Annotated in this window: 17 protein-coding genes; 5 read left to right on the top strand and 12 right to left on the bottom strand. The window is 73.2% G+C overall.

The window, feature by feature from the left end; all coding sequences use genetic code 11:
* Window positions 1-122: 122 nt before the first annotated feature.
* The gene (locus AC21LY_RS14415) at window positions 123-1,457 is read left to right on the top strand and encodes an NAD(P)/FAD-dependent oxidoreductase (RefSeq protein WP_489047196.1); all 1,335 of its coding nucleotides are present in this window, start codon (window positions 123-125) and stop codon (window positions 1,455-1,457) included.
* Here the strand turns inward: AC21LY_RS14415 and AC21LY_RS14420 are convergent.
* Entirely contained in the window at window positions 1,360-2,223 is an 864-nt protein-coding gene (locus AC21LY_RS14420) for a TIGR03619 family F420-dependent LLM class oxidoreductase (protein WP_489047197.1), read from the bottom strand. The genes AC21LY_RS14415 and AC21LY_RS14420 overlap by 98 nt on opposite strands.
* A gap of 145 nt (window positions 2,224-2,368) precedes the next feature.
* Between AC21LY_RS14420 and AC21LY_RS14425 the strand changes: the two genes are divergently transcribed.
* Together AC21LY_RS14425 and AC21LY_RS14430 are read left to right on the top strand one after the other, a co-directional pair.
* Window positions 2,369-3,673, top strand: a complete 1,305-nt coding sequence (locus AC21LY_RS14425; protein WP_489047198.1) for an NAD(P)/FAD-dependent oxidoreductase — start codon at window positions 2,369-2,371, stop codon at window positions 3,671-3,673.
* Between the two features lie 18 nt (window positions 3,674-3,691).
* Complete coding sequence (locus AC21LY_RS14430) at window positions 3,692-4,099, top strand: MmcQ/YjbR family DNA-binding protein (protein WP_489047199.1); 408 nt, start codon at window positions 3,692-3,694, stop codon at window positions 4,097-4,099.
* A 22-nt stretch (window positions 4,100-4,121) separates the two neighbouring features.
* Here AC21LY_RS14430 and AC21LY_RS14435 read toward each other — a convergent pair whose 3' ends face one another.
* The 9 genes from AC21LY_RS14435 to AC21LY_RS14475 form a co-directional block, all read right to left on the bottom strand.
* Window positions 4,122-4,643: a hypothetical protein gene (locus AC21LY_RS14435; RefSeq protein ID WP_489047200.1), complete on the bottom strand. Its 522-nt coding sequence runs from the start codon at window positions 4,641-4,643 to the stop codon at window positions 4,122-4,124.
* Between the two features lie 114 nt (window positions 4,644-4,757).
* The gene (locus tag AC21LY_RS14440) at window positions 4,758-6,086 is read right to left on the bottom strand and encodes an ammonium transporter (protein WP_489047201.1); all 1,329 of its coding nucleotides are present in this window, start codon (window positions 6,084-6,086) and stop codon (window positions 4,758-4,760) included.
* A gap of 17 nt (window positions 6,087-6,103) precedes the next feature.
* Window positions 6,104-7,117, bottom strand: a complete 1,014-nt coding sequence (locus AC21LY_RS14445) for a uroporphyrinogen decarboxylase/cobalamine-independent methonine synthase family protein (RefSeq protein WP_489047202.1) — start codon at window positions 7,115-7,117, stop codon at window positions 6,104-6,106.
* Window positions 7,110-8,243: a tRNA 2-thiouridine(34) synthase MnmA gene (gene mnmA / locus AC21LY_RS14450; protein WP_489047203.1), complete on the bottom strand. Its 1,134-nt coding sequence runs from the start codon at window positions 8,241-8,243 to the stop codon at window positions 7,110-7,112. Before mnmA ends, AC21LY_RS14445 begins: the two co-directional genes overlap by 8 nt.
* Window positions 8,243-9,448, bottom strand: coding sequence for a cysteine desulfurase family protein (locus tag AC21LY_RS14455; protein ID WP_489047204.1), 1,206 nt, complete (start codon window positions 9,446-9,448; stop codon window positions 8,243-8,245). Before AC21LY_RS14455 ends, mnmA begins: the two co-directional genes overlap by 1 nt.
* Before the next feature lie 52 nt (window positions 9,449-9,500).
* Window positions 9,501-10,382: a lysophospholipid acyltransferase family protein gene (locus AC21LY_RS14460; protein WP_489047205.1), complete on the bottom strand. Its 882-nt coding sequence runs from the start codon at window positions 10,380-10,382 to the stop codon at window positions 9,501-9,503.
* A gap of 4 nt (window positions 10,383-10,386) precedes the next feature.
* Window positions 10,387-11,187, bottom strand: coding sequence for a GNAT family N-acetyltransferase (locus AC21LY_RS14465; protein ID WP_489047207.1), 801 nt, complete (start codon window positions 11,185-11,187; stop codon window positions 10,387-10,389).
* 144 nt (window positions 11,188-11,331) lie between these two features.
* A complete protein-coding gene (locus tag AC21LY_RS14470) occupies window positions 11,332-12,147 on the bottom strand; it encodes an NUDIX hydrolase (RefSeq protein WP_489047208.1) in 816 nt (271 codons plus the stop codon).
* 39 nt (window positions 12,148-12,186) lie between these two features.
* Entirely contained in the window at window positions 12,187-12,558 is a 372-nt protein-coding gene (locus tag AC21LY_RS14475; protein ID WP_489047209.1) for a hypothetical protein, read from the bottom strand.
* Window positions 12,559-12,609: 51 nt separating this feature from the next.
* Here AC21LY_RS14475 and AC21LY_RS14480 point away from each other — a divergent pair, with 51 nt between their 5' ends.
* The gene (locus tag AC21LY_RS14480) at window positions 12,610-13,026 is read left to right on the top strand and encodes a MarR family winged helix-turn-helix transcriptional regulator (RefSeq protein WP_489047210.1); all 417 of its coding nucleotides are present in this window, start codon (window positions 12,610-12,612) and stop codon (window positions 13,024-13,026) included.
* Between the two features lie 35 nt (window positions 13,027-13,061).
* Here the strand turns inward: AC21LY_RS14480 and AC21LY_RS14485 are convergent, their stop codons facing one another.
* Both AC21LY_RS14485 and AC21LY_RS14490 read right to left on the bottom strand, forming a co-directional pair.
* Window positions 13,062-13,544: an HXXEE domain-containing protein gene (locus AC21LY_RS14485; RefSeq protein ID WP_489047211.1), complete on the bottom strand. Its 483-nt coding sequence runs from the start codon at window positions 13,542-13,544 to the stop codon at window positions 13,062-13,064.
* A gap of 55 nt (window positions 13,545-13,599) precedes the next feature.
* Window positions 13,600-15,192, bottom strand: a complete 1,593-nt coding sequence (locus AC21LY_RS14490) for a multicopper oxidase family protein (RefSeq protein WP_489047212.1) — start codon at window positions 15,190-15,192, stop codon at window positions 13,600-13,602.
* Window positions 15,193-15,351: 159 nt separating this feature from the next.
* Here AC21LY_RS14490 and AC21LY_RS14495 point away from each other — a divergent pair, with 159 nt between their 5' ends.
* Window positions 15,352-16,467: a sensor histidine kinase gene (locus tag AC21LY_RS14495; protein WP_489047213.1), complete on the top strand. Its 1,116-nt coding sequence runs from the start codon at window positions 15,352-15,354 to the stop codon at window positions 16,465-16,467.
* Window position 16,468 lies beyond the last annotated feature (1 nt).

Consider the following 16,468-nt stretch of genomic DNA (forward strand, 5'->3'; position numbering starts at 1 on the left):
TCTCCACCCGAGTCCGCACGCTCACGACGTCGACGATAGCGCGGCGTTCACCCACGTGGGCGGGATGCCGTCTTCGTACTGTTTCCCGCCCCTGTCGTCGCCCGGTGGCCCATAGTCGAGCCATGACCAACACGCACCCGGCCCACAAGGCCATCGTCGTCGGGGCCGGAATCGTCGGCCTCTCCACCGCTTTCAGCCTGCAACAGCGGGGAGTCGCGGTCACCGTCATCGACCGGATCGGCCCGGCGGCGGGCGCCTCGTGGGGTAACGCGGGCTGGCTCAGCCCTGCCTTCACCATCCCGCTCCCCGAGCCGGCCCTACTCAGGCAGGGGCCGCGGGCGCTGCTCTCGCCGTCCTCGCCGGTGACGCTGGCACCGTCGAAGGACCCCGCGGTGGCGCGGTTCCTGGCCGCCTTCGGCCGCAACTGCACGCCGCACAGGTGGGCGGCGTCGATGCGCACGTACTCGACGCTCACGCCGCACGTCTTCGACTCCTTCGAACGGCAGATCGCCGCGGGCGTCCGGGGCGAGCTGCACGCGCACGACATGACGGTGGGCTTCGCGAGCCTGCACGACGCCACCGTCATCCTCGATGAGCTGGCCCGGGTCAGCGCCGCCGGCGAGCAGATCGAGCTCACCCTGCTCGACCCCGAATCGGCACGCACGTACGAGCCGCACCTCACCGAGAAGATCGCCCTCGCACTGCGATTGCGCGGCCAGCGCTACCTGGACCCCGGCGCCTACGTCCACGCGCTGGCGGACGCGGTGGTCGCCGGCGGGGGCGAACTGCGGACCGGCGTCGACGTCACGCGGGTCCGTCCCGACGGTGCCCGGGTCCGGGTGCGCGGGACCGGGATCGACGAGCTCACCGACGCGGCCGTACTGTGCTCCGGCGCGTGGCTCCCCCGGCTCGCCGCCGCACACGGGGTCCGGATCCCGCTGTTCGCGGGCCGCGGGTACAGCTGCTCGGTCCCGATCGACACCCCGCTGCGGGGAGCCACCTACTTCCCCGCCGCACGCGCCGCGATCACCCCGAGGCCCGACGGTGCCGACGGCCGCCCCCGGGTCCGGGTCGCGGGGATCATGGAGTTCGCCGATCCCGACCGGCCCCTCGATCCCCGGCGGATCCGGGTGACCAACGACGCCGTCCGGCCGCTGCTGCGCGGGATCGACTGGTCCGGCATCGACGAGCAGTGGGTGGGCCCGCGGCCGCTCTCCGCCGACGGGCTCCCGCTCATCGGCGGCACGGCCACGCCCGGCGTGTACGTCGGTGGCGGACACGGCATGTGGGGCCTTACCCTCGGTCCACTCACCGGTGAACTGCTGGCCGAGCAGATCACCACCGGCCGCGCGCCCGCCCTCACCGCGGGACTGGACCCACTGCGCCGGCCAGCCGGTCGAGGTACGCGCGGGCGGCGTCGATACTCGAATCGTCCACGGGGTACAGCACATCGGTGACCCCCGCCGCGGCCCACCGGGCCAGGCGGGCACCGTCGGGCACGGCATCGAGGGCGACGATGCGGGGCGCCCCCGCGCGGCCGTGCTCGCGCCAGATCTCCGCGAGCCGCGCTGCCGCGCCGGTGATCCCGCGATCGCGCGGCGTGGTGATCCAGCCGTCCGCGTTCTTGGCGATCCAGGTGAAGTTCTTGTCCGTGGCCCCGGCGCCGACGAGCACCGGCACGGGGCCGGGCGGCTTGGGCCACGACCAACTGGGCCCGAAGGAGACGAACTCGCCCTCGTACTGCGCCTCCTCGTCCCGCCAGAGCGCGCGCATCGCCTCGAGGTACTCGCGCAACATGGTCCGGCGGCGGCCCGCCGGGACGCCGTGGTCGGCGAGTTCGTCGAGGTTCCAACCGAAGCCGACCCCGAGGGTGACCCGGCCACCCGCCAGATGGTCGACGGTGGCGATCGTCTTCGCCAGGGTGATCGGGTCGGATTGGACGGGCAGGGCGACCGCGGTGGACAGCTCGATCCGCTCGGTGACCGCGGCCGCCGCGGCGAGCGAGGTCCACGGGTCGAGGGTGCGCAGGTAGCGGTCGTCCGGCAGTTCCGCGGTACCGGTACCCGGGTGCGCCGCGTCGCGGCGGGTGGGGATATGGCCGTGCTCCGGGACGAAGTACGAGGCGAAGCCCGCCGCCTCGATGAGCGGCGCCAACCGGTGCGGCGGCACCCCGCGATCGGAGGTGAACTGGACGATGCCTACCCGGACCGACTGCGCAATCACCCCAGAAGTAGAACACGTTCCACCACCGCTCGCAGACTTTCCATCCGGAATGGTCGCGCGACCACGAACCCTCCCGTACAGTTGGTCATATGACCATGATGCCGTGACGATACGGCTTCGAACGTCCGAGGAGGACACCGTGTCCATGAAGACATCTGCAGGCGTGAGCTATTCGGCGTTCACCGGGTGGAGCGACGAGCCGACCGACATCACCACCCCGCTCCGAGGCGACATCCGGTGCGACGTGGCGGTCGTGGGCGGCGGCCTCGCCGGCATGGCGACCGCGCTGCGACTGGCCGAGCGCGGGGTCGACGTGGTCCTCCTCGAGTCCGGGTACTGCGGCTGGGGCGCGAGCTCGCGCAACGCCGGCTACCTGTCGAACGAGTTGGCGGGCGAGGCGGAGGTCCTGCATTTCTTCTACAAGAACAAGCTGAAGAATCTGACGCGGTTCGCGGAGAACTCCGCGCAGTTCACCGAGGGGCTCGTCGAGCGCTTCGGCATCGACTGCGACTACGAGGCCACCGGCAACATCAAGGCAGCGATCAGCGAGGCTCAGCTGGGGCGGCTGCGCAAGAACGCGAAGATCCTGCAGGAGGCGGGCTCGAACATCGAGTTCGGCGACGGCACGGAGCTCGGCCTGCCCAGCACGTTCCTCGGCGGCATCTTCATCCGCGGTGGGGGCCTGATGAACCCCGGCAAGTTCACCGCCGGTATCCGCAGTGCACTCCTGAAGTCCAGTGCGCGGGTTTTCGAGCGGACGACGGTGCGCTCCGTGGAGCCGAACGGCGCCCGTGTCACCGTCGAGGTGCCGAGCGGGCGCGTCGACGCCGAGCGGGTGGTCCTCGCCACGAACGCGAACACGCGCGAGCTCGCGATCGGTCCCTCGGGTGTCGGCCCGGTGTACACCAGCGTCGTCGAGACCGACCCCGTCGACCCCGAGGCGCTCGAAGCGATCGGGTGGACGACCCGCGCCGGCATCGTCACTCCGCATCAGATCCTGGAGAACTACCGGCGCACCCCGCGCGGCACGCTCCTCTACGGCACGCGCCGCCTGCGTGGCGCACCGTCCGGTCCGCTGGGAGCGCAGGCGCCCGACACGGCGGTCGTCGATGACCTCACCAAGGGCTTCCACCAGCGCTTCCCCACGCTCAACTACCTGGCACCCCAGCGCGCGTGGGGCGGCTGGATCGCGATGACCTCGTTCCTCCCGGTAGCGGGAGAGGTCGCGAAGAACGTCTTCTACGGCGTCAGTTGCAACGGCCATGGCCTCGCCCAGTCCCCCTACCTCGGCACCCTCCTGGCCGACCGGCTCGCCGGGGATCAACCCCACGACGACCTGCAGACCCTGTGGCGCCCGAGGCCGCCGCGTCTGCCCTCCTTCGTGCTCAGCACGCCCGTCTTCGAGGCGGGCTGGGCGGTCGATCGGCTCACGGACCGCTTCGGCATCTGATCCGGTTAGGTTGGGGACATGCCGCATCCGATCATGTTCTCCGACGACGACCCCGTCCTCGCGCGAGTCCGCGCCATCGCGCTGGGCTTCCCCGAGGCGACGGAGAAGATCGCCCACGGTCGCCCGACCTTCCGCTGCGGCAAGATGTTCGCGGTGTACGGCGGGGGCACGAAGAAGACCGCGACCCGGCCGCACGAGCAGCGCAACACGAGCCTGCTGGTCATCGCCGATCCCGCCGAGCGCACGGCGCTCGAACAGGACGAACGCTTCTTCCTCCCCGCCTACATGGCGTCCGCCGGCTGGCTCGGGCTCGACCTGACGATCGGCACCGTCGACTGGGACGAGGTGGCCGAGCTGATCGACGCGAGCTACCGGCAGATCGCCCCGCGGCGGGCGATCACCGCACTGGAGGCCGGACGGACCTGACCCGCGGGCCCCGATCCACGGCTCAGAGCCCCGGGCCGCGGTCCCGCAGGTCGTCGACGTCCTTCATCGCCTGCCGCAGCTGCCCGAGCCAGTCGTCGGTGTGCTCGCCGACCAGGCGCACGCACCAGGCCAGGGCATCCGCGCGCGAGCGCGCCACGCCGGCGTCGACCAGCGTGTCGAGCACCAGCCGCTCCGGCTGCCGCAGCCGAGTCATCACCGGCACCGCCTGATGGGTGTAGAGGATCGTCGCATCGCCCGCGCGCACGCCCCAGGACACCCGCCGCCGGTAGCGCTCCTGCGCCTCGTCGGCGATCCGCATCCGCTGCTCGCGGGTCTCCTCCCGGAACCGCGCCGCGCGACCCTCGCGCTGCGCCGCCGACTCCTCGCCGGCCGACGGCAGCGTGCCGACGACCACGATCTCCTCACGATCGACGGTGACGGCCGGCGCACCGTCGAACCACCCGTCGGGGAGCCGTCCGGCGAACCAGGCACCCGCATCCTTCGCGTCCGGCACCTCGGCGCGCGGACCTCGTCCTGCCATCATGATCGTCTCCTTCATCGGTCTGATTACTTGATTACATGATTACTCAGACCGGCGAGAGCGTCGAGGACTATCGCTGAGAGCGGAACGCGGCCGACGGCACACCGCGCCCCGTCGTCACCGACCGGGTTCGAGCCGCCCGCCCCGCACCACGTGGAAGTCGTACGCGGACTCGGCGTGCAGCCCGTCGTCGAGGCCGTCGGCCTCGTGCTGCGGATCGGCCCGGAGCCCGATCGTGGCCTTGAGCGCCAGGCCGATGACCAGCGTGACCACCATCGCGTAACCGAGGACCGCTGCCACGGCGACGGCCTGCCGCCACAGCTGATCGAGGCCGCCGCCGTAGAGCAGGCCGTCGCGTCCCGCCGGGGCCGCGGCGCTGCCGACGAGGCCGATCATGAGCATGCCCACCACACCGCTGACGAGGTGCACACCGACCACGTCGAGTGAATCGTCGTACCGCCAGCGGTACTTCAGCTCGATCGCGTAGGAGCTGATCGCGCCTGCGGCGACGCCCACCGCGAGCGCCCCGATCGGCGTCACGGCCGAGCACGACGGCGTGATCGCCACCAGCCCGGCCACCACGCCGGACGCGGCGCCGAAGGAGGTGGGCTTGCCGTGCCGCACCTTCTCGACCACGAGCCAGGAGACCATCGACACCGCGCCAGCGCCGAGCGTGTTCACCACGATCAGGGCGGCGGCACCGTTCGCGGCCAGCGTCGATCCGGCGTTGAAACCGAACCACCCGAACCACAGCAGGCCCGCGCCGAGCATCACGAAGGGCAGGTTGTGCGGCCGCATCGGGTCCCGCGGCCAGCCCGCGCGGCGGCCGAGCAGCAGCGCCATGACGAGTGCGGAAGCGCCGGAGTTGATCTCGACGGCCGTACCACCGGCGAAGTCGATCGCCTTGAGGTGCTCGACGATCCAGCCGCCGTGCGCGGCGGTCAGGCCCGGTGCCGAGAACACCCAGTGCGCGACCGGGAAGTAGACGAGCGTCGCCCACAGGCCGGCGAAGACCAGCCAGGAGACGAACCGCATCCGGTCGGCCACCGCGCCGGCGATCAGGGCGACGGTGACCATCGCGAAGCCCGCCTGGAAGGCGACGAAGAGCAGCGCCGGAACGTGCCCGACCAGCGGCACCGCTCCGGAGTCCGAGCCGTCGGCGCCGAAGGCGCCGACTAGGCTCCGCAGGCCGGCGAACGTGGTCGGATCGCCGACGACCCCGCCCCGGTCGGGCCCGAAGGCCATCGAGTAGCCGAAGGCCACCCATAGCAGCCACACCACCGGGATGGCGGTGAGGCACATCATCATCATGTTGAGCACGCTCTTGCTGCGGACCATGCCGCCGTAGAACAGGGCGAGCCCGGGAGTCATCAGCAGCACGAGGGCGAACGCGGCGAGCAGCCAGGCGGTGTCCGCAGCATCGACCGCCCCGGTAGTCGGAAACATCGCCGAAGTGTAGCGGGCTAGGTGACCGACGCCTCCGCCAAGACCGACCGAATCTCCTTGCAGGCGTCCAGAATCGGTCGAATCTCGGGCGAACCGGCCAAACCGCACACCGGCGTCACGGTGGCGCGGATCAGATCGCGGCGCGGCAGGCCGATCTCGTCGTAGAGCTGCAGGGCCGGCGCGGCGAGGTCCGCCGCCGAGCGTCGCCGCCGCCTCGGCACCGCGGGGACCAGGCCCAGCCCCACGACGGTGCGCGACTCGGCCAGTTCCCCGAAACCCTCGTAGTCGGGGGCCGCGAGACGCGTCGCGTCCAGCAGCGCACCGTCGACGGGGATGCGCCGCACCACGTCCCAGTCGATGCGGCCGCAGAGGTGAGCCAGAACGGGCGCGCCCTCCTCGTGGACGGCGTCCACGACGGAGCTGAGCAGGTCGGCGGCCTCCGGCGCGGGGACGGCGCGCACCGGATCGAGCTTCGTCAGCGCGGGCACGGTGCCGTGCACGACCGACCACATCGAGGGCTCGTCCAGTTGCAGCACGACCTCGGCGCCGAGCCGGCGGCGCAGGTCCGCGACGTGCCGGACCAGCCCTTCCGCGAGCGAGGCCGTGAGATCGCGCATGGCGCCGCGGTCCCGGGCCACCCGGTGCCCGTTCGGCAGCTCCAGGCCGGCGGCCAGCGTGAGCGGGCCCGCGACCTGGGTCTTGACCAGGCCGCCGCCCCGCCGGCGCGCCACCTCGTAGGCCTCCTCGAAGGCATCGAGATCGCGCTCGAGGTAGTCGGCGGTGAGCCGCGCGACGCGGCCGGCGGGCACGCCGATCCGGTACCCTGTGGTGGAGACGTCGAAGCCGAGGTCGACGAGCATCCCCGCGCCCCGGGCGAGCATGTCGGCGCCGATCCCCCGGTTCGGAAGCTCGGGCAGGAAGGGCACCTCCAGTTCGCCCACGACGGTGGCGGAGGCCTCCCGCGGGTCGGTACCCGGCAGCGAGCCGATCCCCGTCACCCCGCCGATCAGCGGCGCGAGGAGATCAGACATCGGCGGCGGGCCCCCGCGCTGCACTTCCAGCAGCCACGGCACCGTCGTGCGCGGTCGCGCGGATAGTGCCGGAGCCGAGCACCAGGTCACCCCGGTCGGCGTCGGGCGCGTACAGCACCGCCGCCTGACCGGGCGCCACGCCGCGCAGCGGCTCGTGCAGGTCGATCAGCAGCCGATCGCCGTCGGCGCGCGCCGTGGCGGGCGCGAGGCCGCCGTGCGCACGCACCTGCACCACGGCCTCGACGGGGCCCTCGGGCGCGACGCCGCTGGTCCAGACGGCACCGTCGGCGATGATCCGGGTGACGTCCAGGCGCTCACCGCGCCCGACGGTGACCTCGCCGGACGCGGCGTCGATCGCGGTGACGTAGCGGGGCTCGCCGTCGCGGGCCGGGCCCGGCAGGCCGAGGCCCTTGCGCTGCCCGATGGTGAACTCGTGAACGCCGGCGTGCTCGCCGAGGCGTTCGCCGGTCTCGCCGTCGACGACGGCGCCGGGCCGCACGCCGATGCGGGCACCGAGGAAGGCCTGCGTATCGCCGGACGGGATGAAGCAGATGTCGTGACTGTCGGGCTTGTCCGCGACGGCGAGACCGCGGCGGGCCGCCTCCTCGCGGATCAGCGGCTTCGGCGTGTCCCCGACGGGGAACATGGCCCGCGCCAACTGCTCCGCGGTGAGCACGGCGAGCACGTAGGACTGGTCCTTGTCGGCGTCGACGGCGCGGCGCAGCTCACCGCCGGCCAGGCGTGCGTAGTGGCCGGTGGCGACGGCATCGAAGCCCAGGGCGTAGGCGCGCTCGGCGAGAGCGGAGAACTTGATCTTCTCGTTGCAGCGCAGGCACGGGTTCGGGGTCTCGCCGGCGGCGTAGGCCGCGACGAAGTCGTCGATCACGTCCTCGCGGAAGCGGTCGGCGAAATCCCAGACGTAGAACGGGATCCCGAGCACGTCGGCGGCGCGACGGGCATCGCCCGCGTCCTCCTTGGAGCAGCAGCCGCGCGAGCCCGTGCGCAGGGTGCCGGGCGCCTCCGACAGCGCGAGGTGCACGCCGACCACGTCGTGCCCGGCCTCGACCGCACGCGCCGCGGCGACCGCCGAGTCCACGCCGCCGCTCATCGCGGCCAGCACGCGCATCAGCGGGCCCCCGTGAAGCTCAGCCCCGCGGAGCGGGCGCGGTCGACGACCTGGCCCAGGGCGTCGAGGACCGCGTCGACGTCGGCCTCGGTGGTCTCGGGACCGAAGGAGAAGCGCAGCGAGCCGCGCGCGACCGCGGGATCGGCGCCCATCGCCTCCAGCACGTGACTGACCCGGGCGACGCCGGCGCTGCACGCCGAGCCGGTGGCGCATTCGATGCCGCGGGCGTCGAGCAGCATGAGCAGGGAATCGCCCTCGCAGCCGGCGAAGGAGACGTGCGCGATGCCGGGCAGCGCCGGGATGCCATGCGCGGCACCTCCGTTGAGGACGGCACCCTCGATGTCCCGGACCCCGGCGAGCAGCCGGTCGCGCAGCGCCGCCCGGCGGGGCGACTCCTCGTCCATCCGCCCGACGGCCACCGTCAGCGCCGCGGCCATGCCCGCGGCACCGGCGACGTTGGGCGTCCCGGAGCGCAGGTCGCGCTCGTGCCCGCCGCCGTGAGCGAGCGGCACGCAGGCGACGGAGCGGCCGATCAGCATCGCGCCCACCCCCTGCGGTCCGCCGAACTTGTGCGCCGCGTTGGTGAGCACCGCCAGGCCGCTGGCGCCGAAGTCGATCGGCAGATGACCGGTGGCCTGGGTGGCGTCGGAGTGCATCGGTACCCCGTCGCGGGCGCACTCGGCGGCCAGCTCCGCGATCGGCTGGATCGTGCCCACCTCGTTGTTCGCCCACATCACGCTGACCAGCGCGACGGTGCCGGCCGATGCGTCGAGCGCGGCCCGCAGGTCCGCCGGGGCGACCAGGCCGCGGTGGTCGACAGGCAGCAGGACGACGCGCGCGCCCTCGTGCTCGCCCAGCCACTCGACGGCGTCGAGGACGGCGTGGTGCTCGATCGCCGAGGCGATCACCGTGACAGCGGCCGGGTTCTCGGCCCGCCGGGCCCAGTAGAGGCCCTTCACGGCGAGGTTCACCGCCTCGGTGCCGCCGCCGGTGAAGACCACCTCGGAGGGGCGGGCGCCCAGTTCGCGGGCGATGGACTCGCGCGACTCCTCCAGGATCCGGCGCGCCCGCCGGCCGGAGCCGTGTTGCGAGGAGGCGTTGCCGGGGCGCGCCGCTGCCTGCGCCATCGCCGCCAGCGCCTCGGGCACCATGGGGGTGTCCGCGGCGTGGTCGAGGTAGACGGGGTTCTCACGGTCGGGAGTCATCGCGTCCCCAGAATACGCCGGGCCGTGAGGTCCGCCGCCCCGTCGGTCCCCGTCAGGCCGCGAGCACCGGAGCCACGACCGGCTCGAGCGCCCCGGCGTCCGCGAAGACGGCCGCCTCGGCGCGGGCGGCGAGGGCGGCGCGGCCCCGTCCGGCCCACCGCCCCGCGTCGATCACCTCGGTGGCGTGAACGCGCACCGCGACGCCCCGGGCGCCGATGACCCGCGACAGGGTCGCGATCTCGGTATCGGGCCCCACGTACGCCGCGACGGCGCTCTGCCGGGCACCGCGCGCGGGCCCGGGCAGTCGCATGGAGTAACGCAGGGCGACGGGGACCACATCGGCGCGGGCGTCGATCGCGGCCTGGAAGAAGGCCGGCCGGAACTCGCCCCGGTGGAAGCCGCAGTAGGTGGTGCCCTCGGGGAACAGCGCCACGGTGCTGCCCCGCCGCAGCAGGCCGGCCACGTGGTCGACGGTGCGCGGCAGCTCGCGCAGCCGCTCACGGCGCAGCGGGATCGCGCCGAAGGCACGCATGACCACCGCCACCGGGCGGGCGTCGAAGATGTCCGCCTTGGCGACGAACGCGGCGGGCGCGATCGAGGCGATGGCGACGATGTCCAGCAATGACTGGTGATTCGCCACGACCAGGGAGCGCAGCGGCACGTTGCCCACCGGCTCCACCCGCATCCCCAGCGACCACAGCATGGCGCGGGCCCCGCCGCGGATCACCGTGCGGCGCGCTGCGGCGCCCCACGGATACGCGAGGGCCAGGGCGAGGATCCCGAGGATCAGCACCGTGCCGAACGCGGCCCACCGCAGCGCGCGCAGCCAGGCCGCGGTCCCCTGCGGCTCCCCCGCGGAACAGGCACCGTCGCACGGGGAGAACTGCTGCCAAGGATTTCTGGGCGGTTGCCGGACCGGACTCAGGGGGATCATGGGCCTAGAGGCCTCCCGCCGCCTGCTGGAGCCGTTCGAGGTAGCGCACGTTGAACCGCCTGCGGTCGATGATCATCGGGAAGTCGGCGACGTCGAAGACCGGATCGAAACTCGGCGCGCCGAGGATCTCCGCATTCATCCGGAGATAGCCGGTCACGAGCGGCGGGAAGGTGCGGCGCGAGGCCGGTTCGGCCGTGATCTCCTCGACGGGCGTGTGCGGGGTCACGACCCACTGGGAGCGGTGCTTGGCGTCGACGAGCTCGCGCACCGCCCGCACCGTCGCACCGCGCTCGTACCCGTCGTACTGCATCGGGACGCTGACGGCGCCCATCGCGTAGCGGATGCCCCGCAGGTCGCTGTACGCCAGCAGCCCCGCCCACATCAGGCACAGCACGCCGCCGGTGCGGTGATCGGCGCGCACGCACGCCCGCCCCATCTCGAGCGTCTCGGGGCGGATGTGGTCGAGGGCGCCGAGCTCGAACTCGGTGGCCAGGTACAGACCGCCGGCGGCGATCGCGCCGGGCGGCGGCAGGATCCGGTAGCAGCCCACGATCGCCCCGCTCGGCTTGTGCCGGATCACCAGGTGGTCGCAGAACTCGTCGAACCGGTCCGCGTCGCGGCCGTCGGCGACCCCGGCCATCGACGCCTCGAAACCCGGCTCCGCACCGAAGACCTCGTAGCGCAGCCGCTGCACCGTGTCGATGTCGTCCGCGCGGGTGGTGAGCACGACCTCGTACTCGGCACCGTCGATCAGGGTCTCGGACGAGGGCGTTCGGCCGAGGACGAGTGTTCCCGGAGTTCTCATGGCGCTCAGGGTGGGCGCGCGAGGCGACGGGGCGGTGAACCCCGCCCGAGCGGGTCGGTGAACCCTTGCCCAACGCGGGTGAATAGCGGGCGACGCGCCGGTGCCGACGTGCCAGGCCCGACCTGCCGGGCCCGGCGTGGCGGGCTACAGGGCGGGGCGGGGGATGTTCGGCGGCATCGAGGCGACGTACTCGGCCGCCTCGGCGAACTGCAGGGAATCGATCGTGCCGCCCAGCGGCAGCTCCGGCTCGATCGGCTCGATCACGTGCTCCGCGGCCAGGAGGTCGGCGACGGTGCCGTGCTCGGCCACCGCGCGCAGCTGCGACCACGTGGGCGGGAGCAGGAAGCACCGTCCGGCGGACCAGTCATCGAGGGCCTTCGCGGCGGTGTGCCAGCCCGCCTCCTCCACCTCGCTGGTCCGGTCGTCGGCCTGCTGCCCCGCGGGCAGCGCCGCCAGGAAGAAGCGGGTGTCGTAGCGCCGCTTCTCGTTCTTCGGGGTGATCCAGTGGGCGAGCGGCCGGAGCAGGTCGGACCGGAGCACGAGGTTCTCCTCGCGGAGGAACTGCGCGAGGGAGAGTTCCTTGGCCTCGAGCCGCTGCCGGGCGGGCGCGAGGGCCGCGACGTCCGGCGCGCCACCGTCGGCCGCGGAGACCAGGAGGACGCCGCACTCCTCGAAGGTCTCGCGCACCGCGGCGCAGACCAGCTGGCGGGCGTCGCGCTCGGTGGTGCCGAACCGGTCGGCCCACCAGGGCCCCTCGGGTCCCTGCCACGCGAGGCCGGTCTCGCCGTCGCGGGGGTCCACGCCGCCGCCGGGGAAGACGGTCATCCCGCCCGCGAAGGCCATCTGCTGCACGCGCCGCTGCAGGAAGACCTCGATCCCGTCCGCGCCGTCACGCACCAGGACGACGGTGGCCGCGTCCCTCGGGACCGGCGGGGCGGGATTCTCGGCGTTCAAGGTCATTCGGTCACCGTAGCGGATGTCGCCGCGGCGCCGGCCCGCTCAGTCCAGGTCGAGCGCGCGGTCCAGCTCCGCGGTCCGGGCGCGGATCTCCCGGGCCAGCGCGTCGACGGCGTCCTGCGAGGTCGGAGCATCGATCGCGGCGGACGCCGCGCGCCGGTACGCCCGCTCGTAGCCCGCACCGTACTCGTCCGCGACGGCCTCGAGCCGGTCGCGGGGCGGGGACGGCGCACCGAGCTCCGCGAGAATCCTCAGATACAGGTCACCGACGTCGCCACCACCGCCCACGGGCAGCGCGAGGTCGCCCGCGGTGATCTCGGAGAGTGAAGCGGCGAGGTCCCGGGCCGCGTGGCGAAGTGCTGCAGTGTCCATGGTCCCCCGTAGGTTCGTGGCGATGAGCGTGAAGGAATTCATGCACCACGGTAGATGATATTCGTCTACCACGGTAGAGCAATTGGAGGACACGTGCAGGATGCATCGCCCAGTGGACCCGATCTGGCCGCTCTGCTCGCCCGACTCTTCCCCCGCCTGATGGCCCTCGAGGAGCCGATCCTCGCCGACGCCGGACTCACGATGTGGGAGTACGCGATCCTGAGCGAGCTGGTCGCGGACACCGCGCTGTCGCAGGTCGAGCTGTCTCAGCGGACCGGCCGCGACACCACGCGGCTCGGGAAGCACCTCACCGACCTGAGCGGGCGCGGCCTCGTCGTACGGGAGCGCGCGAGCGACGGGCGACAGCGGGCCGTCCGGCTCACCGACGAGGGCCGAGCCGTGCAGAGCCATGTGAAACGGGCCGTCCGCGCCGCCGAGGACGCCCTTCTGGCAGAGCACCTGTCGCCCGTCGAGGGCGCCGAGCTGCGCCGACTGCTCGGCGCGCTGTAGGCGGCGCGCCGGCCGGCCGCCTCGTCAGCGACCGGTCAGCGCGAGCGGGTGAGGAGCGAGGCGACGCCGTAGGCGAGCCCGAGCCCGCCGACCAGGGACGCCGCGGCGCGCGGCGCGAGCTCTCGCGTCGGACGGCGAACGCCGGCGCGACCCAGGCGCGCCGAGGCCCACAGCCAGAACGGGAGCACCGCGACCGGGACGGTCGCGACACCGGGCGAGTAGCCGCGCACCGCCGCCGAACCCGCCAGGTGCGTGAAGCCGTGGAGGCCGTACGCGAGCAGCGCCGACTGGTACCACCTCGACCGCCCGCCGGTCCGGACACCGTCGAGCGCGGCGGCGCCCACCCCGACCCCCATCACCGCGATCGCCGTTCGCGCCAGTCCGTCCGAGACGGGCAGACCCCGCTCGCGCGCCCACGCGCCGAGGGTGAACCACTCCTCCGCGTCGTGGACGGCCCACGCCACGAGGAGTCCGGCCGTGGCGGCGAGGGGCGCGCCGGCCCCGTTGAGATCCGTCATACCGTCGACGGTATCCGGTCGCCGACGCCCCAGTCCGTTACGTGCGGGCGCAACGTCAATGACCGCCGTGCGGCGCCTGCGACGGGGCCGAGCCCGCGCCCGCGCCGTGCATGCCGGGCATCTCGAGCCGGGCGGGCGCGGCCTGCCCCTTCCCGGCGACGACGAACTGGCCCATCATGCCGCGGTCCTCGTGCAGGAGCAGGTGGCAGTGGTACATGTAGGGCATCGTCAGGTCGGTGTAGTCGGTGAATCGCATGGCGAGCGCGCAGCTCTCGCCCGGAGCGAGGTAGACGGTGTCCTTCCACCCGCGCAGGTGCTCGGGCGGCGTGCCGCCGTTGAAGGAGACGACCTGGAACTGCACGTCGTGGACGTGGAAGTTGTGCGGCCAGTTGTCCCGGTTGCGCACCGTCCACACCTCGGTCGTGTCGACGACCGGCGCCAGATCGATGCGGCTCATGTCCATCCGCTCCCGATTGATCATGTACCACTGCAGATCGAAGGTCCGGGACGCGGGCGACGCCGCCGCGGTACCCGCCGCGAGCAGTGCGATGGTGCTCAGGCTGCGCGGCACCGGGCCCGCACCCCGCTCGAGGACATCGGCCCCCACCAGCTCGAGCACGTCAAGGGTGTCGTCCTGCCCGTACTCGCGCGCCGTGCCGCCGGCCATCCTGCCGCGCTGCGAGATCGGGTACGAGCGCAGCATGACCCGCTCGCCCGCGGCCACGGTGACGACGATCTCGGCGCGCTCCCCGGGGCTGAGCATCAACCGGTCCGTGGCCACGGGTGCGGCCAGCAGGCCACCGTCGGAGGCGATCATCTCGAACCGGCGACCGTCGGCGAACCCGAACTCGAAGCAGCGGGCCGACGCTCCGTTGAGCAGGCGCAGCCGCATCCGCTCGCGGCGTGCGACCAGGCCGGCGCCGGCCACGCCGTTGGTGATCACGGTCGGGCCGAGAAGGCCGGTCTCGCCCGGCGCCGTCTCATCCAATTCGCCTGCGGGCGTGAACTTCCGGTCCTGCACGACGACGGGGACGTCGTCGACGCCGTACTCGGACGGCAGGCCGAGCTCGTCCTGGTGGTCGTCATCGAGGAGGAAGAACCCCGAAAGGCCGCGGTAGACGTGCTTCTCGGTGACGCCGTGCGGGTGCGGGTGGTACCAGAGAGTCGAGGCGCGCTGGCGCACCGTCCATTCCGCCTGCCAGGTGCCGCCGGGCTCGATCATCTGATGCGGACCGCCGTCCGCGCGGGCGGGGACGTGCATGCCGTGCCAGTGCACGCTCGTCGCCTCCGGGAGCCGGTTCGTGACCGTCACCGCGACCTTCTCGCCGTCGCGGGCGCGCAGCGTCGGACCGAGGACGGCGCCGTTGAAGCCCCACGTCGCGCTGCGCCGGCCGGCGACGATCTCGGAACTGCCCGTCCGGGCCGTGAGCGCGAACCGGCGCACCCCGTCGGCCCCGACGACCGACCGCGCGAGCGGCGGAATCGGCAGCGGTCGGCGGCCGCCCGGCAGGGACGGCGCTGAGGAGGCCGGGGCGCGGCACGCAGTGAGCGCGGCACCGGCGAGCGGGGCGGCGACCAGGGCTGTGAGGAAGGTCCGGCGGGTACTGCCGGCGACGGCTCGTGGCCGCGCGGCGACGTCGTTGATCATGCCCTCCAGCCTCGTTCGCGGCGAGGCCGCGCGGCTCCGCCCTTCGGACGGACTTTCCCGGCCGAGAACCGGCCGGGCGGGGGTTGACAATGCCTCTCGCCGGCGTTAGAGCGCAGGCCAGGGCTTTCGGGCGGCCCGACGGTGCCGTACGGTGCTGCCATGTCACGCACCAGCTGGACCGTCGGTGTACGGGCCGCTCCCCTGGTGGTCGTGCCCGTGCTGCTCGCGGTCAGCGTGTACCCCGGACGGTTCCACGCCTCGCCCGCGTACATCGCCGGATCGATGCTCGCGGCAGGGCTTTTCGCCCTCGGTGGCCGCGCGCCCTTCGCCGTCTCCCTCGCCCTGTCCGTGGTCTGCGGATGGCTGCTGTCCGTGGAGGCCTGGGGTCCGGCCGGGCTGGTCCCCTACCTCGCCGCCCTGGCGCTCGCCGAACTCGCGGCGTCCCCGCGGCCCCGCCGGCAGGTCGCCGCCGCGGCGGTGCTGTGGGCCGCCTGCTACATCACGGGGACGCTCTTCGACACGACCGAGCACACCCTGATCCGTGTCCTGGCGCAGGCGATCAGCTTCGTCGGGCTGCCGCTGGTCGGCGGCCTGTACCTACGGGAACGGTTCACCCAGGCCGAACGGGAGCGTCGCGAACTGGAACTCGAGGCGCTGCACGCCCGCCGCGACGAGCGCGCCGCCCTCGCCCGGGAGCTGCACGACCTGATGGCCCACCACATGTCGGCCATCTCCCTGCGGGTCGGCGTGGCCCGCACCGTCTACGCCGGGCTCGACCCCGGCCTCGACGAGGTGCTCGCGGACATCCACGAGACGGCGACGGACTCCCTCGCCGACATCCGGCGGCTCCTCGCGGCGATGCGGGCGCGGGACCCGCTGCAGGACCGGACGATCGACGACACGGCGACCGAGATCCGCAGGGCCGTCGAACGCACCGTGGACGCCGGTTTCGAGGTGCGGGCACGGGTCGACCTGGGCGACACCCCGCCCACGGCGATCGACGCTCTGACGCTGGTGCGCGTCGTGCAGGAATCGCTCACCAATGTCATGAAGCACGCGCCGCGCGGGGCCGGGGTCGACGTCACCGTCGGGTCGGCCGGCGGCGCCTGGACGGCGCGGGTCGCGAGTCCGCTGCCCGCCGGGACCCCGCGCGGGCACGGCTACGGCCTCACTGGAATGGCCGAACGCGCGGCACTCGCCGGCGGGAGCCTGACCGCGGGTCCCGACGGCGACCGGTGGGTCGTCGAGCTGTCCCTGCCGACGCGCGCGGCGTGAA

The organism is Tsukamurella sp. II2bb (genome assembly GCF_057815145.1).